This is a genomic window from Pseudarthrobacter sp. MM222 (assembly GCF_947090775.1).
Taxonomy (GTDB): Bacteria; Actinomycetota; Actinomycetes; order Actinomycetales; family Micrococcaceae; genus Arthrobacter.
On record NZ_OX352321.1, the window covers coordinates 2715519 to 2737166 of the forward strand.

General features: G+C 68.1%; 17 protein-coding genes and 1 riboswitch. Of the genes, 4 read left to right on the forward strand and 13 right to left on the reverse strand.

The annotated features are described in order from the left end of the window. Nucleotides 1–105 precede the first annotated feature (105 nt). From OM977_RS12440 to OM977_RS12450, 3 genes are all read right to left on the reverse strand, one after another. Nucleotides 106–543 (reverse strand): hypothetical protein, encoded by a 438-nt coding sequence (locus tag OM977_RS12440; protein WP_264354259.1) that lies wholly within the window; start codon nucleotides 541–543, stop codon nucleotides 106–108. 101 nt (nucleotides 544–644) lie between these two features. Next, nucleotides 645–1520 carry a VOC family protein gene (locus OM977_RS12445; protein ID WP_264354260.1) on the reverse strand — a complete coding sequence of 292 codons (876 nt, stop codon included), beginning with the start codon at nucleotides 1518–1520 and terminating at the stop codon, nucleotides 645–647. A gap of 81 nt (nucleotides 1521–1601) precedes the next feature. Further along, a complete protein-coding gene (locus OM977_RS12450; RefSeq protein WP_264354261.1) occupies nucleotides 1602–2714 on the reverse strand; it encodes an amidohydrolase family protein in 1113 nt (370 codons plus the stop codon). A gap of 103 nt (nucleotides 2715–2817) precedes the next feature. Continuing rightward, nucleotides 2818–2925, forward strand: a riboswitch (TPP riboswitch). On the opposite strand from OM977_RS12450, the gene thiC reads away from it, so the two are divergent. Next, nucleotides 2921–4726, forward strand: a complete 1806-nt coding sequence (thiC, locus tag OM977_RS12455) for a phosphomethylpyrimidine synthase ThiC (RefSeq protein ID WP_270102990.1) — start codon at nucleotides 2921–2923, stop codon at nucleotides 4724–4726. Its footprint overlaps the riboswitch before it by 5 nt. Here the strand turns inward: thiC and OM977_RS12460 are convergent. Beyond that, on the reverse strand, nucleotides 4723–5481 hold the full coding sequence (locus OM977_RS12460; protein ID WP_264354262.1) for an alpha/beta fold hydrolase: 759 nt from the start codon (nucleotides 5479–5481) through the stop codon (nucleotides 4723–4725). The genes thiC and OM977_RS12460 overlap by 4 nt on opposite strands. Before the next feature lie 56 nt (nucleotides 5482–5537). After that, nucleotides 5538–7121: a signal recognition particle protein gene (ffh, locus tag OM977_RS12465; RefSeq protein ID WP_264354263.1), complete on the reverse strand. Its 1584-nt coding sequence runs from the start codon at nucleotides 7119–7121 to the stop codon at nucleotides 5538–5540. A gap of 151 nt (nucleotides 7122–7272) precedes the next feature. On the opposite strand from ffh, the gene OM977_RS12470 reads away from it, so the two are divergent. Then, entirely contained in the window at nucleotides 7273–8661 is a 1389-nt protein-coding gene (locus OM977_RS12470; protein WP_264354264.1) for a glucose-6-phosphate dehydrogenase, read from the forward strand. Between the two features lie 135 nt (nucleotides 8662–8796). Here OM977_RS12470 and OM977_RS12475 read toward each other — a convergent pair whose 3' ends face one another. Further along, entirely contained in the window at nucleotides 8797–9135 is a 339-nt protein-coding gene (locus OM977_RS12475; RefSeq protein WP_264354265.1) for a P-II family nitrogen regulator, read from the reverse strand. Beyond that, nucleotides 9132–10493 carry an ammonium transporter gene (locus OM977_RS12480; RefSeq protein WP_264354266.1) on the reverse strand — a complete coding sequence of 454 codons (1362 nt, stop codon included), beginning with the start codon at nucleotides 10491–10493 and terminating at the stop codon, nucleotides 9132–9134. The genes OM977_RS12475 and OM977_RS12480 overlap by 4 nt, the downstream gene beginning before the upstream one ends. A 241-nt stretch (nucleotides 10494–10734) precedes the next feature. Between OM977_RS12480 and OM977_RS12485 the strand changes: the two genes are divergently transcribed. Continuing rightward, on the forward strand, nucleotides 10735–11985 hold the full coding sequence (locus tag OM977_RS12485; protein WP_264354267.1) for an MFS transporter: 1251 nt from the start codon (nucleotides 10735–10737) through the stop codon (nucleotides 11983–11985). Nucleotides 11986–12071: 86 nt separating this feature from the next. Next, a complete protein-coding gene (locus OM977_RS12490) occupies nucleotides 12072–13763 on the forward strand; it encodes a hypothetical protein (RefSeq protein WP_264354268.1) in 1692 nt (563 codons plus the stop codon). Nucleotides 13764–13890: 127 nt separating this feature from the next. Here the strand turns inward: OM977_RS12490 and ftsY are convergent, their stop codons facing one another. From ftsY to OM977_RS12520, 6 genes are all read right to left on the reverse strand, one after another. Beyond that, entirely contained in the window at nucleotides 13891–15105 is a 1215-nt protein-coding gene (gene ftsY, locus OM977_RS12495; protein ID WP_264354269.1) for a signal recognition particle-docking protein FtsY, read from the reverse strand. Between the two features lie 75 nt (nucleotides 15106–15180). Continuing rightward, complete coding sequence (gene smc, locus OM977_RS12500; protein WP_264354270.1) at nucleotides 15181–18804, reverse strand: chromosome segregation protein SMC; 3624 nt, start codon at nucleotides 18802–18804, stop codon at nucleotides 15181–15183. A gap of 134 nt (nucleotides 18805–18938) precedes the next feature. After that, entirely contained in the window at nucleotides 18939–19931 is a 993-nt protein-coding gene (mutM, locus tag OM977_RS12505) for a bifunctional DNA-formamidopyrimidine glycosylase/DNA-(apurinic or apyrimidinic site) lyase (RefSeq protein WP_264354271.1), read from the reverse strand. Nucleotides 19932–19941: 10 nt separating this feature from the next. Then, nucleotides 19942–20682 (reverse strand): ribonuclease III, encoded by a 741-nt coding sequence (rnc, locus tag OM977_RS12510; RefSeq protein WP_264354272.1) that lies wholly within the window; start codon nucleotides 20680–20682, stop codon nucleotides 19942–19944. A gap of 21 nt (nucleotides 20683–20703) precedes the next feature. After that, nucleotides 20704–20907 (reverse strand): 50S ribosomal protein L32, encoded by a 204-nt coding sequence (gene rpmF, locus OM977_RS12515; protein WP_009356569.1) that lies wholly within the window; start codon nucleotides 20905–20907, stop codon nucleotides 20704–20706. A 36-nt stretch (nucleotides 20908–20943) separates the two neighbouring features. Further along, complete coding sequence (locus OM977_RS12520) at nucleotides 20944–21468, reverse strand: YceD family protein (RefSeq protein WP_264354273.1); 525 nt, start codon at nucleotides 21466–21468, stop codon at nucleotides 20944–20946. Nucleotides 21469–21648: the final 180 nt, after the last annotated feature.

Below are 21648 nucleotides of genomic sequence, written 5' to 3' on the forward strand. Positions count from 1 at the left end.
TCGACTTGACCCCCTGCCGGCTGGTAAATCCGGTCGATGGCCGGCCTGTGGCCGCCGCCCGAGGCGAGCCCGGACCGTGGCCCGAGTCACGCTTGGCTCGAGGCGTCAGCGGGTCCAGACGTACAGTCCGGTCCGGGTGGCGGGGTCGACGCGGGCAGCCAGCTCCGCGAGCCTCCGGACATAGTCGAGGGCCTGCTCCGCACCGAAGGGCATGTCCTCTTCGGCGGCCCAGCTGCCGGCCACATCCTCGAGGACGTCCGCTTCGCCCTCGGTCTCATAGCTGAGCAGATCCGCAAGTGCCCTGACCATGGCGGGCGGGACGCCGAGCAGGGAGTCGCTGGCCACGTCCACCATGGCAAGCTCGTAATCGGCACCGGCGGAGTGCACGGCCGTCCCGGCCAGGTCGCCGAGGCGCTCGACTTCGAAGTCGCTGATGTCCTGGATCCGGAGCGCCCCGGGAGCCACGGCTCCCCCGCCCTCAAGTGCAGCCGCGCGCTTAAGGGCTTGATCGTGGGTGGAGACAAAGATTTCGGTGAATCCCATGGGTCATCCTTAGGGCTCGGCGCTGACGGCGCGGCGGAAAGTCTGGTTTCAGCCTAGCCCAGCCGGGCAGCGCCGGCGGCGCCCCGGACCGCCGTGCGCCCTCAGCGCACTGCCACGCGGATCCGGTTGCGCCACGGGTCTTCGAAGCGCAGTTCGGCGCCCGTGTGGTGGGACTGGACACCGGCGGTTTTCAGGCGGTCGGCCAGGGCTCCGACGTCGTCGCCCGAGGGCACTTCGATCAGCACCTCCCCGAGTCCCAGCGTGTCGCGGCGGGGGCCGGCGCCGCGGCTGTTCCACACGTTCATGGCCATGTGGTGGTGGTAGCCGCCGGCTGCGACGAAGAGTGCCTGGCCGTGCCAGCCTGCGGTCTTTTCGAAGCCGAGGGTCCCGACGTAGAACTCCTGCGCGGACTGCACATCCCCCACCTGCAGGTGGACGTGCCCGACGCCGGCCTCCGCCTCACGCTGCGCGGTGACGGATTCTTCGTTGAGGAACTTTTCGAGGTAGCGCTGCGGCGGGAGGGCCAGGCTGTCCATCACAACATTCTTCCCCTCCCAGGACCACGCTTCGCGGGGACGGTCCCAGTACAGCTCAATGCCGTTGCCCTCGGGGTCGTTGAAGTAGAAGGCCTCGCTGACGAGGTGGTCCGCGCTGCCGGTAAAGGACTGCGGCTCATACTGGGCCGCGCTGGCGACGGTGGCGGCCAGGGACGGCTGGTCATCGAACAGCAGTGCGGTGTGGAAGAGGCCGGCCTCTCCGCGGGATGGGACAGCGAGCCCGGGCGCCGGGGCGAGGTGGACCAACGGCTTCTGCCGCCGGCCGAGGTAGAGCCCGCCGTCCTGCTCGGCCACGATGTCGAGGCCGAGGGCACGCTGGTAGTAGTCCGTCATGAGCTTCATGTCGCCGACTTTGAGCATCACGGTGCCCATAGTGAGTTCGGCGGGAAGAAGGTCCTGCGTGCTGGCTTCTGCAGTCATTTGATCGCTCCGGTGCTTCGGGGGCCACCGACCTTCGATGGCCTTACATAGAACTAAATTACTTGAAGCTTCAATTTATTCCTAATGCGGAGCTGATTCCCCGCCACGTTCCCTGCGGATCACTTCACCCCGCAACACGATGTGGCTGAGCTGCCGCAGCGTGCCGAGGTTCGTCCGTGGATCCTCGGCGCAGACAAGGACGTCCGCGCTGGCCCCCTCGCTGATCGCGTCCGCGCCCAGCCAAGCGCGGGCGGCCCAGGCGCCGGCGTCGAGGGCTGCCCGGGCCGGAAGCCCGGCGGAGTGCAGCGCCTGGATTTCGTCGGCGATCCGCCCGTGCTTGATGACGCTGCCCGCATCGGTTCCGGCGTAGATGCCCACGCCGGCCTCGTAGGCTTCCAGAACGCGCTCGGCGCGGCGTTCCCAGAGCGAGCGCATGTGGGCCGCGTAGCGGGGGTATTTTGCCTCCGCCTGCGCGGCGATGTCGGGGAAGGTTGCGATGTTGATCAGGGTGGGCACGATCGGAATGTCCTGCTCGACGAAACGCGGCAGGTGCCGTGGAAGCAGGCCGGTGGCGTGCTCAATGCAGTCGATCCCGGCGTCGAGCATGCTGTCCAGGGTGTCTTCGGCGAAGCAGTGCGCCGTGACCCGGGCGCCCTCGTCGTGGGCGGCCTGCACGGCGTCCTTGAGCACGGGGGCCGGAAAGCTGGGGGTGAGGTCGCCGGCGTCGCGGTCGATCCAGTCCCCCACGAGCTTGACCCAGCCGTCACCGGCCCGGGCCTGCTTGCGCACCGCCTCGACCAGATCCTCCGGGGCCACTTCGACGGCGAAGCCCCGAAGGTAGCGCCGCGCCCTGGCGATGTGCCGGCCCGAGCGGATGATGCGCGGCATGTCGGCGCGGCGCTGCAGCCACCGGGTGTCGTGCACGGCGCCGGCGTCCCGCACGAGCAACGTTCCGGCGTCGCGGTCGGTGCGCGCCTGCGCCTCCGCCACCGAGCCGGGGACGTCGCCGCCGGGGCCGAGGCCGATATGGCAGTGCGCATCGACCAGTCCGGGGATGACCCAGCCGTCCAGCACGAGGTCCGGCGCCGCGGCCGGACGGTGGAAGGTCAGGAGCCCGTCGACGGACCAGAGGCCCCGGTGTTCCGTGTCCCGTCCGGTGAGGACGGGGCCGCCGAACTCGATGATGCTGCTCATCCATACAGCCTAATCCGCGACGCCATCGGGCCGCGCCGGAGAAGCCTGTCCCGCCCGATGACGCATATGACACAGCCCGCCCCGAGGCCTGTGGTAGCTTCGTCTACGACCACACGGGTGCCCCTGCAGGGGCTGAGATCGGGCTGACGCAGCCTGCGACCGTTGAACCTGTCCGGGTAATGCCGGCGAAGGAAGTGAGTATTTTCGTGAATACCCAGTTGACACAGCACAGCCCTGTCCAGATCCAGCCCGCAGGCCCCACCCAATCGCTGAAGGCCCACTCCCTGGCGTTCGCCACGGACGCAGAACACGGCATCCGCGTTCCGGTGACCGAGATCGCCCTGGCGGACTCCCCCGGCGGTGCAAGTAACGCGCCGTTCCGGATCTACCGGACCGCCGGCCCGGGAAGCGATCCGGTGCGGGGCCTGGAACCATTCCGGGCGCCCTGGATCGAGGCCCGGGCGGACACCGAACCCTATGCCGGCCGGCGAAGGGACCTGCTCGACGACGGCAAATCCGCGGTGCGCCGGGGCGCGGCGTCGGCCGAGTGGCGGGGGCTCCGCCCGGTACCGCGCCGCGCCGTCGACGGCCGGACGGTGACGCAGATGCGTTACGCCCGGGACGGGGTGATTACCCAGGAGATGCGGTTCGTGGCGCTGCGCGAGAACTGCGACGTCGAGCTGGTCCGCAGCGAAGTGGCCGCGGGCCGCGCCATCATCCCCAGCAACGTCAACCATCCCGAATCCGAGCCGATGATCATCGGCAAGGCCTTCCTGGTGAAGATCAACGCCAACATCGGAAACTCCGCCGTGACCAGTTCCATCGCGGAGGAAGTCGACAAGCTGCAGTGGGCGACGCAATGGGGCGCGGATACCGTCATGGATCTCTCCACCGGCGACGACATCCACACCACCCGGGAATGGCTCATCCGCAACTCCCCCGTGCCCATCGGCACGGTGCCCATCTACCAGGCGCTGGAAAAGGTCAACGGGGAGGCCAACGCCCTCACCTGGGAGATCTTCCGGGACACCGTGATCGAACAGTGCGAGCAGGGTGTGGACTACATGACCATCCACGCGGGGGTGCTGCTGCGCTATGTGCCGCTGACGGCCAACCGGGTCACCGGCATCGTGTCCCGCGGCGGCGCGATCATGGCCGGGTGGTGCCTGGCGCACCACCAGGAAAACTTTCTCTACACGCACTTCGATGAGCTGTGCGAGATCTTCGCCCGCTACGACGTCGCCTTTTCCCTCGGTGACGGGCTGCGGCCCGGCGCGACGGCGGATGCCAACGATGCGGCGCAGTTCGCCGAGCTGGACACCCTGGCCGAGTTGACGCAGCGGGCGTGGGAGTTCGATGTGCAGGTCATGGTGGAGGGCCCGGGGCATGTGCCGTTCCACCTCGTCCGGGAAAACGTGGAGCGCCAGCAGGAACTCTGCAAGGGCGCTCCGTTCTATACGCTTGGGCCGCTGGTCACCGATATTGCTCCCGGCTATGACCACATCACCTCGGCGATCGGCGCCACCGAGATTGCCCGCTACGGAACCGCGATGCTCTGCTATGTCACCCCCAAGGAACACCTCGGACTGCCCAACAAGGACGACGTGAAGACCGGCGTGATCACCTACAAGATCGCCGCCCATGCCGCCGACCTGGCGAAGGGCCACCCCGGCGCGCATGAACGCGACGATGCCCTCTCCAAGGCCCGGTTTGAGTTCCGCTGGCGGGACCAGTTCGCGCTGTCGCTCGACCCCGTGACGGCGGAATCCTTCCATGATGAGACGCTGCCCGCAGAGCCGGCCAAGACGGCGCACTTCTGCTCCATGTGCGGGCCCAAGTTCTGTTCCATGCGGATCAGCCAGGGCATCCGGGACGAGTACGGCTCCGCGGACTCGCAGGCTGCACTTGCGGCGCTGGCTGCCGGAATGCGGGTGAAGAGCACCGAATTCCTTGCGTCCGGCGGCAAGGTCTACCTGCCGGAGCCCTCCGTTGGCGGACCCGCGGCCAGCTAGGAGGCCCGGGCGTGCCGTCGCCGGCCGACGTCGGCGATGAACGCCCGGAGGTACCGGTCGCCCTCCCGGGAATCCTGGGGCCGGTGCCCGCCCGCAGCAATGCGGTGCAGGGCGCCGGTCTCGCGCAAGTAGCCGGCGATTTCCTCATACAACGGCTCCCAGCCGCCGGTGAGGACCAGGGTGGGCACGCCGGGGACGATCTGCAGGGGCGCTTCCCATGGCGGTGCCTGCAGCCTCAGTCGCCGGGCCTCGCGCCGTTGTTCCGGCGTCGGGCCCAGGGCGGGCGCACCGGGGCCGTCGGCAGGGCCCGACACGGCGAAAGCCCGGCGGATGTATTCCGCCTGGAAGTCGTCGTCGCCCAGGTGCTGCCGGACGTCGAAGAGCGGCTGCATCAGGGCCCGGTGCGCGGCAGTCGCCGGGAGTTCGGCGGTCAGCGAGAGGCAGGCCGGTTCCACCAGGGTCAGTGACTGCACCAGGTCCGGCCGCTCGACAGCTGCCATCATGGCCGCGATGGCACCCTGGGAGTGCGCCACGACGTGTCCCCCGGCCTCGCCGCGGCCGTCGTCGGCCAGGGCGCCCAGCAGGATGGCAGCATCGGCCGCAAAATCTGATTCCAGCGGATCGGCGACGGCGTCAAACCCATGCCGGCGCAGGAACAACGCGTCATAGTTCAGCGCCATCCCGTGCTGTTTCGGCCACGCCGCGGCGCCGAAGCTGCCGGCCCCGTGGACGAAAACTACGCGCTGCTTGAACATGATCCAACCCTATGGCACGGGTCCGTCAATAACGCGGGCGACATAGCGCCCGCAACCTACTTACTGCCGCCGAGGAACTTGTCGAACCCCTTGGGCAGGTTCAGCTGGGAGGGATCGAAGTCCGCGCCCTGCTGGCCGAAGGAGGCTCCCGTGGGCAGCGCCTTGGGCCCCGCGGCACGCCGGGCCTCGGCGTCCTTGAGCTCCTGGGCGGCCTTGGCCGGATTGCCCGAGCGGGCCTTTTTCTTCGGCGCGCTCTTGGCGCCCTTGCGTGCTCCGCCTCCCGCGCCCGGCATCCCGGGCATGCCCGGCATGCCGCCGCCGGCAGCCATCTTCTTCATCATCTTCTGGGCCTGGCCGAACCGCTCCAGCAGGCCGTTGACCTCGGACACGTGCACGCCGGAGCCGCGGGCGATGCGGGCCCGGCGGGAGCCGTTGATGATCTTGGGTGCAACCCGCTCGTGCGGCGTCATGGACCGGACGATGGCCTCGACGCGGTCGATTTCACGTTCATCGAACTGTTCCAGCTGCTGGCGGATGTTCTGCGCGCCGGGCATCATCATGAGCATTTTCTTCATCGAGCCCATGTTGCGGATCTGCTGCATCTGGGCCAGGAAGTCGTCCAGGGTGAAGTCTTCCTGGTCGGCGAACTTCTTCGCCATCCGGGCTGCCTCGTCCTTGTCCCAGGACTTCTCGGCCTGCTCGATCAGGGTGAGCACGTCACCGAGGTCGAGGATGCGCGAGGCCATGCGGTCCGGGTGGAAGAGTTCGAAGTCATCCAGGCCCTCGCCGGTGGACGCGAACATGACCGGCTTGCCGGTCACCGAAGCGACCGAAAGGGCGGCGCCGCCGCGGGCGTCGCCGTCGAGCTTGGAAAGCACGATGCCAGTGAAGTTGACGCCTTCATCGAAGGCCAGCGCCGTGTTAACGGCGTCCTGGCCGATCATCGAGTCGATCACGAACAGGACTTCGTTGGGGACAATGGCCCGCCGGATCTGGCGGGCCTGTTCCATCATGTCGGCGTCGATGCCGGTGCGGCCGGCGGTGTCCACGATCACGACGTCGCGCAGCGTCCGGCGCGCTTCCTCCACCCCGGCGCGGGCGACGGCGACCGGGTCGCCGGCGGGGTGCTCCAGCTCGGCAGAGGTGGCGCCCGGGTGCGGGGCGAATACCGGCACCCCGGCGCGCTGGCCGACGATCTGCAGCTGGTTGACGGCGTTGGGGCGCTGCAGGTCGGACGCGACGAGCAGCGGGCTGTGGCCCTGGGCCTTGAGGTACTTGGAGAGCTTGCCGGCGAGGGTGGTCTTACCGGCGCCCTGCAGGCCCGCGAGCATGATGATGGTCGGACCGGTCTTGGCCAGGCGGATCCGGCGGGTTTCGCCGCCGAGGATCTCGACGAGTTCCTCGTTGACGATCTTCACGATCTGCTGGCCCGGGTTCAGTGCGGCGTTGACCTCGGCGCCAAGCGCACGCTCCCGCACGCGTCCGGTGAATTCGCGGACCACGGGCACGGCAACATCCGCGTCCAGCAGGGCACGCCGGATCTCGCGGACCGTGGCGTCGACATCCGCCTCGGTCAGGCGGCCCTTGCCACGGAGATTCTTGAAGGTTGCTGTCAACCGGTCAGAGAGTGAATTGAACACGCGCCGTGCACTTCTTTCAGTGGATCTACGGATGGCGGCCGGTACGGCACGCCAGCGTCGCGACTGATGTTCGCCTGAACGAACCGTCTCGACAACGGGACTCGACTATCTAGGGTACCAAGACGCGCCTTCAAGATGGCATGCTGGCTGGGTGACCAGCCAAACATCTGTGAAAACACTGCTCATCCTCGGCGCCTCGGGCGACCTGACCGGGCGGCTGCTGCTGCCCGGACTGGCCCGGCTGGTGGCCCGCGGCCACGCCGAAGGCCTGACGCTAGTGGGCGCGGGGTCCGACCCGTGGACCGCGGAACAATGGCTGAAACGCGTCGAGGGGTCATTTGGCGCCGCTGATTCCGAGGCGGAGGCGTACGGCCGGGCGGAACTGAAGCGGATCCGCGAAACCACCAGCTACCACCAGCTGGACGTCACCGCGGAGGGGCAGCTCGCCGGACTCCTCGCGCAGCTCGCGGGCCCGGTGGCCGTGTACTTCGCCCTGCCGCCGCGGATCAGCCAGCTGGCGTGCGAGGCCCTGGCACCGGCGCAGGTGCCGCCAGGGACGCGGCTGGTGATGGAGAAGCCGTTCGGCTCCGACCAGGAGTCCGCCCGGCACCTGAACAAAGTCCTGGCCACCCTGGCCCCGGAGGACCACATCCACCGGGTTGACCACTTCCTGGGCAAGGCAACGGTGTTGAACATCCTGGGCCTGCGGTTCGCGAACACTTTCCTCGAGCCCGTCTGGAACCGGGAGCACATCGAAAAGGTGGAGATCATTTTCGACGAGGATCTCGCCCTGGAGGGCCGCGCCCGGTACTACGACGGCGCCGGCGCCCTCCGTGACATGATCCAGAGCCACCTGCTCCAGATCATGGCGTTGCTGGCCATTGAACCCCCGGCGTCCGTGGACGAAAGGGATCTCCGCGATGCCGTGGCGACGGTGTTGCGCGCCAGCAGCATCAAGGCGCCGTACGCGAAGAATACCCGCCGCGCCCGGTACACCGGAGGTTCCATCGACGGGCGCGAGGTCCCGGATTACGCAAACGAAGAGGGCGTGGACCCGTCCCGGAACACCGAGACCCTCTCCGAGGTCCAGGTGGAAATCGACAACTGGCGCTGGCAGGGCGTTCCCTTCATCCTGCGCTCGGGCAAGGCCCTGGGCGATAAACGAAAGGAAGCCGTGGTGACGTTCCGGCCCGTGCCGCACCTGCCGAAGGGATTCACGGGGGTGGACTCCCCCAACCAGCTCCGGATCGGATTCGGACCGGACACCCTGCAGTTCGACGTCGATGTCAACGGCCCCGGCAATGTCCTTGACCTGGACCGGGTCACGCTGCAGGCCGAGCTGAGCGCCTCCGAGCTGCTGCCGTACGGCGAAGTCCTGGAAGGAGTCCTCACCGGCGATCCGCTGCTGTCCGTCCGGGCGGATACGGCGGAAGACTGCTGGCGCATCGTCGACCCCGTGCTGAAGGCGTGGGCCCGGGGCAGCGTTCCGCTGGAGGAATACCGCGCCGGGTCATCCGGTCCGGAGGGCTGGACCGCTTAGCCCCGCCGGGGCACGCAGTCCACACCGGCATCGAAACCACACCGGCACCGAAACCGGGGCACGCAAAAGCGGGCCGGCTACCTTTTCAGGTAACCGGCCCGCTTCCCTATCAGGACTATTGTTGTCCTGGCTTTCTTAGATGGCGGCCGATCCGCGTTCCCCGGTGCGGACCCGGACGGCTTCGAACACATCCATCGTCCAGACCTTGCCGTCCCCGGCCCGGCCGGTGTTCGAGCTGGCGATGATGACATCGAGGATGTCATCGGCCTGTTCGTCCGTGGCCAGGACCTCTACCCGGATCTTGGGCAGCAGGTCCACGTTGTACTCGGCTCCGCGGTACACCTCGGTGTAGCCGCGCTGCCGGCCGTAGCCGCTGGCCGCGCTGACCGTGAGGCCCTGGACACCGTAGGCCTCAAGGCCTTCACGGATGGCGTCGAGCTTTTCCGGCCGGACGATTGCTGTGATCAGTTTCATGCCCCCACGCTTTCCTTGCCTGCTGCGGTCTTCTTGTCATCGGATGCCGGGCCGGCCGGCGCCGTTGCGCCATCCTCGGCCTGCTGCTTGCCCGTGATGAGCTCGTGCAGCGGCTGGAAGCTCCCGCCATGGCCGCCGACACCGAATTCGTACGCCGTCTCGGCGTGCAGGCTGAGGTCCACGCCCACAACTTCCTGCTCCTGGGAAACCCGGAAGCCCATCGTCTTGTGGATGGCCAGGGCGATCAGGGCGGTCAGGATTGCCGAGTAGGCGATGGCGATGCCGGCCACGGCGAGCTGAGCCCAGAGCTGGGTGAAGCCGCCGCCGTAGAAGAGGCCGCCGCCGACACCCTCAACGGGGAGGGCAATGAAGCCCAGCGCGACGGTGCCGATGATGCCCGAGACGAGGTGGACGCCGACGACGTCGAGCGAGTCGTCAAAGCCCCAGCGGAACTTGAGTCCGACGGCGAGCGCGGAGGCCGCACCTGCCACGAGGCCGAGGCACAGTGCGCCGACCGGGCTGACGTTGGCGCAAGCCGGGGTGATGGCGACGAGACCGGCAACCACACCGGAGGCGGCACCGAGCGACGTCGGGTGTCCGTCGCGGATGCGCTCCGTGATGAGCCAGCCGAGCATCGCCGCTGCGGGGGCCGCCAGGGTGTTGACCCAGATCAGGCCGCCCTGCTCCGCCGTGGTGGCCGCGCCACCATTGAAGCCGAACCAGCCGAACCACAGGATCGCCGCACCGAGCATCACGAACGGGATGTTGTGCGGGCGGTGGTTCGGGTCCTTGCCAAAGCCCTTGCGGTTGCCGATGATCAGCACGAGGATCAGCGCGGCGACGCCGGCGTTGATGTGCACAACCGTGCCGCCGGCGAAGTCAATGGCAGGGCCGAGGGCCTGGCCGATGGCGCCTTCGGGGCCGAAGAGCCCGCCACCCCACACCATGTAGGCCAGCGGGCAGTAGACCAGCGTCACCCAGACCGGAACAAACACGGTCCACGCGCCGAACTTGGCGCGGTCAGCGATCGCGCCGCTGATCAGTGCCACCGTGATGATGGCGAAGGTGGCTGCGTAGCCGACCTTGATAAGTCCGTCCGGGGTGGTGATCCCCTCAAGGCCGAAGGTGGCGAACGGGTTCCCCACCATCTGCAGGAAGCCCTCGCCGGAGCTCATTGAGGCGCCCCAGAGCACCCACACCACACCGACCATGCCGATGGAGATGAAGCTCATCATCATCATGTTCAGTGCAGCCTTTGCGCGCGTCATGCCGCCGTAGAAAAATGCGAGTCCTGGTGTCATGAACAGCACGAGTGCCGCCGCCACCATCAGCCATACGTGACCTGCGGTAAGTTCCATGGTGCACGTCCTCCTTGCTTAGATGCGATCTAGGTTGATCTTGCGGATCGCTCCGCCTGCCAACGCGTTTTGCGTTCTAAGAAGATTTTTGCTGGGCTGTGTTTCGCCGGCGGAGGATTTACATTGCCGGGTTGTTACAAGAACCTCCCGGAAGTAAATGGTGCGTCTCCGCCTTGTTACGGTTATGTTTCAGCCCTTCATTCCCGCCATCGCGCGCTCCCCGATCGAGGACGACAGCATTATGAGCAAGACCCCGCGCCGCACCGGTGAGTCCCCGCCCCAGGACGCCGGCCGGCACCCCGGCCGTACCGGGCTGCCGCGGGACATCAAGGTGATGCTGGTAGCCGCGTTCCTGATTGCGCTTGGTTTCGGTCTTGTGGCGCCGGTCCTCCCGCAGTTCGCCACGACGTTCGACGTCGGCGCCACGGCCGCCGCGGTGATCGTCAGCATCTTCGCCTTCATGCGGCTGGTGTTCGCCCCCGCCGGCGGGGCCCTGATCGTGCGGCTGGGAGAACGTCCGGTCTATGTGGCCGGCCTGCTGATCGTGGCGGCCTCCACGGCGGCCTGCGCCTTCGCCCAGGATTACTGGCAATTGCTGGTCTTCCGAGGCCTCGGCGGCGCGGGATCGGTGATGTTCACGGTGGCGTCGATGGCGCTCGTGATCCGGCTGGCCCCGCCGGAGAGCCGCGGCCGCGTCTCCGGGGCCTACGCCTCGGCTTTCCTGATCGGAAACGTCTGCGGTCCGATTGTGGGCGGCCTGCTCGCCGGCTTCGGCCTCCGCGTCCCATTCCTCGCCTACGCGGCGGCCCTGGTCCTGGCGGCGCTCGTAGTACAGACCCAACTCAGCCACGTTCCGGCCGCCTCCCGGCCGGAGGGCGGCGGGGGCCCGGCCATGGAACTGCGCGAGGCCCTGCAGGACAGCGCCTACCGGGCGGCACTGTTCTCCAGCTTCGCCAACGGCTGGGCCACATTCGGCGTTCGGATGGCCACGGTCCCGTTGTTCGCCGTGGCGGCGCTGGGGGCCGGGCCGGAGTCCGCCGGCTGGGCGCTGGCCGTCTTCGCCGCCGGAAACGCCGCGGCGCTGACGGTTTCGGGAAAGCTCGCGGACAATCTGGGCCGGAAGCCGATGATGCTGGCCGGCCTGTTGGTCACCGGCACGGCCACGGCAGCCATCGGATACACCCGCGAGCTGCCCTGGTTCCTCGTGGCCTCCGCCGTCGCCGGCATCGGATCCGGGCTGCTCGGCCCCGCGCAGCAGGCCGCCATCGCCGACGTCGTCGGCAATGAACGCTCCGGCGGACGCGTCCTCGCCGTCTTCCAGATGACCGCGGACAGCGGGGCGATCATCGGTCCGGTCTGCGCCGGGCTGCTGGCGGACCGGCTGGGCTACGGCTGGGCTTTCGGCGTGACCGGCGGCGTTCTCGTCGCGGCGGCGGCGGGCTGGCTGCTGGCCCGGGAAACCCTCCGCGAACAGGCGGCGGCGAAGCCCTGATCCCCGGGCCGCGCCCCGGTCCGCCGGGGACCCGGGCCTTGGCTAAGCTGGACGGGACTTGTCAAAACTTCCGGAGGTACTGCCTTATGGCGCCAATCGACCATTCACCTGGGAATTCGGCTACCCCCGACCCCTCGAGCTCTGACGCCGCACAGGCGGGCAACAGGAGGCGTTCCCGGTTCATCGCGGCCGGCGCATTCGCCGCCGTCGTGGCAGCCGCCGCGGTGGCCGTCCCGTTGACTTTCGGCGCCCCGACGCCGGCACCGCAGCCCGCTGCCTCCACTCCGGCCGCCACCAGCACCAGCGAGGCCCCGGAAATCGGGCCCGCCGTGACGTATTACGACCAAGCCGGACCGCCGGCCGGTTCACCGCTGGAACCGGTTGAACCGCTCAAGGTGAATGTGTCCAAGGACCAGGTGGGCACCTCCCTGAACAAGGGCCTGACGGGAATTTCGCTTGAGGCCACGGACCTCGCCGATCCCGACCTCGCCGACACCAACCCGACCATCGTCAAGCTGCTGCAGGAAATCGACCAGCCCGTTCTGCGCTTCGGCGGCAACGCCGTGGACCGCCGCTTCTTCTGGACGTCCACCGGCGAGGCGGTCCCGTCCAGCTACAAGGGCGACAGGGCCCGCCCCGTCAGGGCGGTGGGACCGGACGACCTGGCCAGGGTCAACAGGCTTCTCGTGGCCGGCGATGCAACCATCAGCCTCACCGTCGATCTGGGCCACTACAACCCCGCCCGCGCGGCCGACATGGTCAAATATGCCTCGCAGATTTTCGGTGACCGGCTGCTCAGCATCACCATCGGCAATGAGCCCAACGGGTTCGTCTTCAACGACGTAAAGAGCGACGGCTACAGCCTGGAACAGTATGTCCGGGAACTGAAGGACTACGCGAACGCGATCTACGCCGTCGCACCGAACGTGCCGATTTCCGGGCCGGGCGCCTACGACCAGAAGTGGTGGCAGCCCTTCGTCGACGCGGACATTCCGCAAAAGAAGATCCTGACCTTCCACAACTACCCGCTCTACAGCTGTGACGGCAGCGACCCCCTCGGCTCCCCGACCATGGCAAACCTGATGACCCCGCTGATGCATGACCGTGCCGCCGATTACCAGCAGTCCGCGCTCAAGGTTGGCCAGGCAGCCGGTCTCGAGACCTGGCTGCCGGAAACCGGGATCGCGGCCTGCCCGGGCTCGAATGAGACGTCCCGCACGCACGGCTCGGCCCTCTGGACCGCCGACTATGCGCTCAACGCCGCGCAGCTCGGCATTACCCGGATCGGGTTCCACAGCTCCTTGCAGACCTGCAAGGGCGGCCCGCCCATGTCCGCCATCTGCAGCGCCGGAGCCTACCCGGACGGCAACGGCCAGATGTCCGGCCGTGCCAACTTCTTCGGCATTTCAATGGTCGCCGAGCTGGAAGGCGGAAAGTTCCTGAAACTGGAAAAAACCGGCGGCGGGCTGATGTACAGCTACGCCCTGCAGAACGCAGACGGCAGCACAACCGTGGTCCTGGTCAACCAGAACAACCCCGAGACCGCCGCCCAGGCGGATGTGACGCTGAACCTGCCGGGCAAGCCGCTGACCGGCACAATGACCCAGCTCAGCGGACCCAGCTACGGTGCTGAAGACAGCACGGTGATCGACGGGGCCAAGTCGGAACCGACGCCACTGGCCGAACGCCCCACGGTGCCGGGCTTCCAGTACAAGTCCGGCACGCAGAACTTCAAGCTCACGGCCGGAACCGTGACGGTGCTGAACTTCACGTACTGACACTCCCCCGCGGCGGCGGCCCCTTCCGGGGATGACCGTCCCGCGACGCAAAAGTGCCTCCGTTTCCCGGGCAGGGAACGGAGGCACTTTTGTGTTGCCGGGCCGCCTAAGAACTCAGTTCCACGGCTTAGTTCAACAGGGCGTCGACGAAGGCCTCCGGGTCGAAGGGCGCGAGGTCGTCCGCGCCCTCGCCGAGCCCGATGAGCTTGACGGGGACGCCAAGGGACTTCTGGATGGCGACGACGATCCCGCCCTTGGCGGTGCCGTCCAGCTTTGTCAGAACGATTCCGGTGATGTTGACAACCTCGGCGAACACCCGGGCCTGGTTCAGGCCGTTCTGGCCCGTCGTGGCGTCCAGGACCAGCAGCACTTCATCCACTTCGGCAAGCTTTTCAATGACGCGCTTGACCTTGCTGAGCTCGTCCATCAGGCCGACCTTGTTCTGCAACCGTCCGGCCGTGTCAATCATCACGACGTCGACTTCCTGGTCGATGCCGGCCTTGACCGCCTCATAGGCGACCGACGCCGGGTCCGCCCCGTGGACGTCGGACTTGACGGTGGGGACCCCGACGCGCTGCCCCCAAGTGGCCAGCTGCTCGGCGGCGGCGGCGCGGAAGGTGTCGGCGGCGCCCAGCAGCACGTCCTTGTCCTCGGCCACGAGCACACGGGCGAGTTTGCCCACCGTGGTGGTCTTGCCGACGCCGTTAACCCCGACCACCAGGACGACGGCGGGCTTGTCGCCCTGCCGCTCGACGCGCAGGCTGCGGTCCATTGTCGGATCGACGAGCTTGATGAGTTCCTCGCGCAGCAGGGCCTTGACCTCTTCGGGGGAACGCGTGCCGAGGACCTTTACCCGCTCGCGGAGCGCGTCCACGAGCTGCATGGTCGGTTCGGTGCCGAGGTCGGCCAGCAGGAGGGTCTCCTCCACCTCGTCCCAGACGTTCTCGTCGATATTGTCCGCGGAGAGCAGCGCCAGCAGGCCCTTGCCGAAGATGTTGTTGGACTTGACGAGCCGTTCCCGCAACCGGGTCAAGCGGCCGGCCACCGGCAGCGGCGTCTCCACCGGGACGGTTTCCAGGCCGGCGACGTCGTCCGGTACCTCGACCGTTTCGAGGCCCTCAAGGTCGGTCTCCTGGGGCGTTCCGCGCTCACGCGCAGGCGCCGCCCGGTCCGCGATCAGGGTTGATCCGGTCCGCTGGCCGGGCTCCACGGGATCGTTCTCGTCACGCGTGCCCGGGTAGTTCGTGATGTTCTTCCGGGTCTTCATAAGCACCGGAATCAGCGCACCTAGGACCACCAGGGCAGCGAGAATGGGCAGGATAATAGGGAGGATGTCGTTCACTCCCCTAGCTTCTCACAAACGGGAAAGCGGCCGTGGAGCCGCTGGCGGCTGGTGTACCGTCCGGAGAGAGTGGGGTCAGACGTCCGCGCCGAGGCGCTGGCTGATGACGGTGGAGACGCCGTCGCCGCGCATGGTGACGCCATAGAGCGCATCGGCGACTTCCATCGTGCGTTTCTGGTGCGTGATGACAATGAGCTGGCTGGATTCGCGCAGTTCCTCGAAGATGGTGATCAGCCGGCCCAGGTTGGTGTCGTCCAGGGCTGCCTCCACCTCATCCATGACATAGAACGGCGACGGCCGGGCCTTAAAGATCGCCACGAGCAGGGCCACGGCTGTCAGCGACCGTTCACCGCCGGAAAGCAGCGAGAGCCGTTTGATCTTCTTGCCGGCCGGGCGGGCTTCCACCTCGATGCCCGTGGTGAGCATGTCCGACGGGTCGGTGAGGACCAGCCGTCCCTCGCCGCCGGGGAACAGCCGGGCGAAAACGCGGACGAACTGCGCCGAGGTGTCCGCGAAAGCTTCGGCAAAGACCTTCTGGACGCGGTCATCGACTTCCTTGATGATGTCCAGCAAATCCTTGCGGCTGGATTTGAGGTCCTCCAGCTGGGTGCTCAGGAACTGGTGGCGTTCCTCCAGGGCGGCGAACTCCTCCAGGGCCAGCGGATTGACGCGGCCCAGGGCGGAGAGGTCCCGTTCGGCCCGTTTGAGTCTTTTCTCCTGCTCTTCCCGGACGAAGGGCTTGCCTGCGGCTAGCTCGCGGCCCTCCTCGTCCACGGGTGCGCGCAGGGCGGCCCATTTGTCCGCGGATTCCTCCGCGGGCAGGGGCACGGGCCGGTCCGGGCCGTAGTCGGCCACGAGCTGGTCGGCGGTGAGCCCGAGTTCCTCCACGCTCCTGAGTTCCAGCGCCTCGATCCGGAGCCGCTGCTGCGCCCGGGCCAGTTCGTCGCGGTGCACGGAGTCGGTCAGTTCCGCGAGCTCACGGGCCAGGGCATCGTTGCCGGTGCGGACCTCGGCCAGTTCACGGTCCATCTGTTCGCGCCGCTCTTCAGCGGTGTCGCGCTCCTGGCCGGCGAGCTCGACGGACACATCGATGTAGCGGATTACCCGCTCCACCGCGGCGGAGACGGCAGCAGCACGCTGGGCCTGTAGCCGGCGTCGCCGGGCACGTTCCGCGGCTTCCTCGCGGGCGCGGCGTTCGGTAGCGGCGGCTCGTTCGAGCGCGGCCGCCCGGTTGCGGGTGGCGGTGAGCTGTTCCTCCCCGCTGCGCAGGGCAAGCCGCGCCTCCATTTCGGCGTTGCGGGCCAGCGATGCGGCCAGCGCCAGCGCATCGCGCTGTTCCGCAGAGGGTTCCTCCTCGGCAGGCGCCTCCTGGGCGGCGGCCAGCCGGGCTGCCACGGCTTCGAGGGACTCCTGCTCGCTGGCGATGTTCGCCTCGGCCATGGCCAGGGAGGCGGTAAGCCGTTCGCTTTCGCCGACGGCGCTGCGCAGCACGGAATTGAGGTGGCCCAGCCGTTCGGCCACCGCCGCGAGCCGGGCGTCCGAGTCGTGGAGTTTGTCCAGGGCGGCATCCGCGCGTTCCTGCGCCTCGGCCTTCCGCGCCTGCGCGGCGGACAGCGCAAAGCGGTTCCGCTCCAGCGCGGCGGTCACCGTGGCCAGCTTTGCGGCGGCGTCGTCGACGGCGGCCTGGACCTCGAGCAGCGATGGCGCCTTGGTTGATCCGCCGCTGACCGTCACGGCGGTGAAGACGTCCCCGGCGCTGGTGACGGCCGTCAGCCCGGGACACTCCGTGATCAGTTGCACAGCGGCGTCGAGATCGTCCACGACGGCGATGCCTGCCAGCAGGGCGGAGAGCGGCAGGGCTCCGGCTGCCTCCGGGGAGCCGGCGGTGACCAGGCTCGACGCCCAGCGCGCCCCGGCCGGCAAGGCGGCGCCGGCGTGTGCCGCGTCGGCCGGGTGCGCGTCAGCGAGCGGGCGGTCCTCCGCCGGCCCGGCGAGCAGCAGCGACGCGCGTCCGGCGTCGTCGTCCTTCAGCCGCCGGACCGCCGCGGCGGCGGACGCCGCGTCCTGCACCACGACGGCGTCCGAGGACGCGCCGAGGGCGGCGGCGATCGCGGCCTCGAAACCGGCCTCCACCGTGATCATTCCGGCGAGCGCTCCGAGGACTCCGGGCAGCCCGGCACCGAGCACATGCCCGGTGCCGTCCTTGCGGTTCAGGCCAAGCTGCAGGGCGTCGCGGCGCGCCACGAGCGCACCACGTTCCCGTTCGCCCTCACGTCCGGCCGCTTTCAGGGTTTCAATTTCCTCGGTGACGGCGTCGAGGGCCGCACTGGCGGCCTCGTAGTCGGCGTCCAGGGTTTCCTCGCCGTCTTCCACCCCGGCCACCTGGGATTCCAGCGCGGTGAATTCGCTTTGGGCCTGCCGGCGGCGCTCCTCGCCGGCCTTCTGGGATTCGCGCAGCCGGCCGAGTTCCGACTGCGCAGACTCGACGCGGGAGCGTGCCGCGCCGACCTGCCCGGCGAGTTTCGCCAGGCCCTCCCGCCGGTCAGCGGCGGCACGGAGCAGGGCCGCGAGCCTCTTGTCCTCGGCGGCGGCCGCGTTCTCCGCCTCCTGCTTGGCGGCGGCAGCGGTGCCGAGTGCTTCGCGCCGGTCCAGGATCTGTTGTTCGAGGGCGGCTTGTTCCTCGCGGACCCGGGCGGCCTGCCGGTCCAGCTGGTCCGGGTCCCGGCCGGTGTCCGGGACGGCGGCGTCGGCGGCTCCCAGCAGGCGGCGGCGTTCCTCGGCCAGGGACCCCAAGGACCGCAGCCGTTCCCGTCCGGCCGAGAGCTGGTACCAGTTGTCCCGCGCGGCATTCAGCTTCGGTGTTGCCTGGGCGGCGAGCTGCTCCAGGCCGGCCTGGCGCTGCCGGCCCTGTTGGAGCTCACGTTCGACGACGGCGCGGCGCGCCTTGAGGGCCGACTCGTCCGCGACGTCCTGCGCCAGCGCGGACTGCAGCTGCACGAGATCGTCGGCGAGGAGGCGGGAGCGGGCGTCGCGGACTTCGAACTGGACGGTCTGCGCACGCCGGGCCACCGCGGCCTGCTTGCCGAGCGGGGTCAGCTGGCGGCGGATTTCACCGGTGAGGTCGCTCAGCCGCTGCAGGTTGGCCTGCATGGCCTCGAGCTTGCGGACCGTTTTTTCCTTCCGGCGCCGGTGCTTGAGGATGCCCGCGGCCTCTTCGATGAAGCCGCGGCGGTCTTCAGGCGTGGCATGCAGGACCTTGTCGAGCTGACCCTGGCCCACGATGACGTGCATCTCCCGGCCCAGGCCGGAGTCGGAGAGGAGCTCCTGGATGTCCAGCAGCCGGCAGCCGGCCCCGTTGATGGCGTACTCCGAGCCGCCGGTCCGGAACAGGGTGCGGGAAATCGTGACTTCGCTGTAGTCGATCGGCAGGGCGCCGTCGCTGTTGTCGATGGTCAGGGAAACGTGGGCGCGGCCCAGCGGCGGGCGCCCGGAGGTTCCGGCGAAGATGACGTCTTCCATTTTCCCGCCCCGGAGCGTCTTGGCCCCTTGCTCCCCCATCACCCAGGCCAGGGCGTCCACCACATTGGACTTGCCCGAACCGTTGGGGCCGACCACGGCGGTGACGCCTGGTTCGAATTCGAAAGTCGTCGCCGAAGCGAAGGACTTGAATCCCCGGACGGTCAGGCTCTTGAGGTGCAAAGTGCTTCGGAACTCCTTCAATGACGGCGGCGCCGTTCCAGTGCGGCCGGCGCCGTGGATCTACCTGCCCAATCTACCGCGCGGGCCGGACAGATCCGCGGATTTGCGGGCCGGGGGACGGCCGGGCGGCCGGTCTACCAGCGGCCGTTGCGGGGCCTGGGCTGGCAGACGGGGCAGGTGTAGGAGGACCGGTTCATGAACTGTTCCCGCTTGAGCAGGCTCACCAGGCCGGCGGCCGCGCAGCGTTTGCATTCCTGCCCCCCGCGTCCGTAGGCGTTGAGGGACCTGTCGAAGTAGCCCGAGGCGCCGTTGACGTTGACGTAGAGGGAATCGAAGCTCGTTCCGCCGGCGGCCAAGGCCTCGGTCATGACTTCGCGGGCGGCGTCCAGCAGCCGCGCGGCGTCGGACCGGCGGAGGGTGTCGGTGGGGCGGGCGTAATGCAGCCGGGCCTTCCAGAGGGACTCGTCCGCATAGATGTTGCCGATGCCCGAGACGAGGCCCTGGTCCAGCAGCGCACGTTTGAGGCCGGTCTTCCGGGCCCGCAGCCGGCGGTAGAAATCGTCGAAGGAGAAGTACGGGTCCAGCGGGTCCCGGGCGATGTGCGAGGCTTCCTCGGCGATCAGCGGGAGCGGGCTTTCCGAAAGCCCGCCGGGACCGCCGTCGGCCGTGGCGATCAGCGAAGTGAGGAACAGCCCGCCGAAAATGCGCTGGTCCACGAAGCGGAGTTGTTCCGGCATGCCGTCGGCCGGGCTCAGGCGCAGCCGCACCTTCAGGTGCTTTTCGTCGGGAACGCCGGCGTCCTGCATCAGGAGCTGCCCGGACATGCCCAGGTGGGCCATGAGCGCCACGGCGGGCTCGGCGGGGCCGGACAGTCCGGCTGCCGCGGGTCCGGGGGCGCCGTCCGCGGGAGTGCCTGCGGTGTCGCTGAGCGGCATCCACAGGAACTTCCCCCGGCGCACCACGTCCAGCACCCGGGCGCCTTCGAGGTTGCCGGCGAAGTCTTCGGGACCGAGCGCGTGCCGGCGGATGGAGCGCGGATCCACCACGTCAACGGAGGTGATGGTCCGGCCCCGGACCCAGCTCACGAGGCCGCGGCGGACAACTTCCACCTCGGGCAGTTCAGGCACGGCAGGTGCCCTAGCTGCCGGTCTGGTTCTGCAGCTGCTGCGGCTCCGGCGGCGTTGCGGCAGAGGGTTGCGCGGGGACGGAAAGCCTGCGCCAGGCGTCCGCGGCGGCTTCCTGCTCGGCTTCCTTTTTGGAATTGCCGGAGCCGGTACCGTAGTCGTTGCCGCCGATCCGCAGCACGGCCTCGAACGTCCGCGCGTGGTCCGGGCCGGAGCCCTCCACGGCGTAGTTGATGGTCCCGAGCTGGCGGCTTGCCGCGAGCTCCTGGATGCTCGTCTTCCAGTCGGTGCCGGCGCCGAGCGCGGCTGCGTCCTTGAGCAGCGGCCCGATCAGCCGCATGACCAGCTGGCGTGCCGTTTCAATGTCGTTGGAGACATAGGTGGCACCGATCAGTGCCTCCATGGTGTCCGCCAGGATGGACGCCTTGTTCTTGCCTTCGGTGAGCTTTTCGCCCTGCCCGAGGTAGATGTACTCACCGAGGCCGATGCTCCGGCCGATGCCCGCGAGGGCCCGGGTGCTGACGACGGCGGAGCGGCGCTTGGCCAGGTCCCCTTCGGGCAGCGTCGGGTTGTCCCGGTACAGCGCATCCGTGACCGAGAAGCCCAGGATGGAGTCCCCCAGGAACTCAAGCCGTTCATTGGTGGGGATGCCGCCGTTTTCGTAGGCGTAGGAACGGTGTGTGAGCGCAAGACGAAGCGTCCCGGCGTCAATAGAGACACCGAGACGCTTCAGAAGCTCTTCAGTTGAAGACATCTTTGTCAGCCAGTTGGCGGATTAGACGTCTGCGACCTTGCGGCCCTTGTATTCAAGGAACAGCGCGGTGCCAGCCGAGTCGGTAACGACCTTTGCCTGGTGCGGCAGGCTGTACGTGACCTGGCCGTTCTCGACAGTCTTCACCAGGTGGGGGGCAGTCGCCTTCCACTGGGAGCGGCGGGCGCGGGTATTCGAGCGAGACATTTTCCGCTTCGGGACAGCCACGGCTAACTCATTTCTCTCTAGAAAAACACTTACAAATCAGTTTTGCCGGTCAGGCTTAGCCAAGTCAGCTAGGGCAGCCCAGCGAGGATCTACGACCTCGTGGTGATGCCCCGGCTCGTCTTCCAGGCGCACTCCACATTCGGAGCAAAGGCCCTGGCAGTCTTCCCGGCACACCGGCTGGAACGGCAGCATGGTTACAACTGCGTCCCGCAACACCGGCTCAAGATCGATCAGATCGTGCTCGACTCGACGTTGCTCTTCTTCGTCTTCTTCGTCCGAGAATTCAGCATCCTCATAGAAGAAAAGTTCTTGCACATTGACCTCGAGGTCATACGCAAGGGGATCCAGGCATCGGCCGCATTCGCCGGTTACTTCGACGTTTGCGGTTCCTGATACCAAAATTCCTTCGTGTACGGCCTCCAGCCGCAGGTCCAGCCCGACATCCGAGCCTTCCTGCACGCCAATGAGTGCCACACCAAGATCACCTGGTGCGGGTACATGTTCCGTCAGCGTCCGCATGCTTCCTGGGCTGCGCCCGAGGTCCTTGACGTCGAACGCCAAGGGCGAACTAGCATCTCGTTTAATGAGAACTCCTGTTGAACATATGACCGACGTACCATCTTAGCCTGATCTTCCGGACGGACTCAAACCGGCGGGCAGGACTCCGGTTTGCACCGCAGGCCAGCCCCCCATGAGGGCCGTGCAACCGGCAGCAGGCCGCCGAGTACCGATCAAGCTTAC

What these genes read in the sequence shown, in the direction of transcription:
- OM977_RS12440 (WP_264354259.1), bottom strand. Translation starts at nt 543, where the DNA reads ATGGGATTCACCGAAATCTTTGTCTCCACCCACGATCAAGCCCTTAAG.
- OM977_RS12445 (WP_264354260.1), bottom strand. Translation starts at nt 1,520, where the DNA reads ATGACTGCAGAAGCCAGCACGCAGGACCTTCTTCCCGCCGAACTCACT.
- OM977_RS12450 (WP_264354261.1), bottom strand. Translation starts at nt 2,714, where the DNA reads ATGAGCAGCATCATCGAGTTCGGCGGCCCCGTCCTCACCGGACGGGAC.
- OM977_RS12460 (WP_264354262.1), bottom strand. Translation starts at nt 5,481, where the DNA reads ATGTTCAAGCAGCGCGTAGTTTTCGTCCACGGGGCCGGCAGCTTCGGC.
- OM977_RS12475 (WP_264354265.1), bottom strand. Translation starts at nt 9,135, where the DNA reads ATGAAACTGATCACAGCAATCGTCCGGCCGGAAAAGCTCGACGCCATC.
- OM977_RS12480 (WP_264354266.1), bottom strand. Translation starts at nt 10,493, where the DNA reads ATGGAACTTACCGCAGGTCACGTATGGCTGATGGTGGCGGCGGCACTC.
- OM977_RS12485 (WP_264354267.1), top strand. Translation starts at nt 10,735, where the DNA reads ATGAGCAAGACCCCGCGCCGCACCGGTGAGTCCCCGCCCCAGGACGCC.
- OM977_RS12490 (WP_264354268.1), top strand. Translation starts at nt 12,072, where the DNA reads ATGGCGCCAATCGACCATTCACCTGGGAATTCGGCTACCCCCGACCCC.
- rnc (WP_264354272.1), bottom strand. Translation starts at nt 20,682, where the DNA reads ATGTCTTCAACTGAAGAGCTTCTGAAGCGTCTCGGTGTCTCTATTGAC.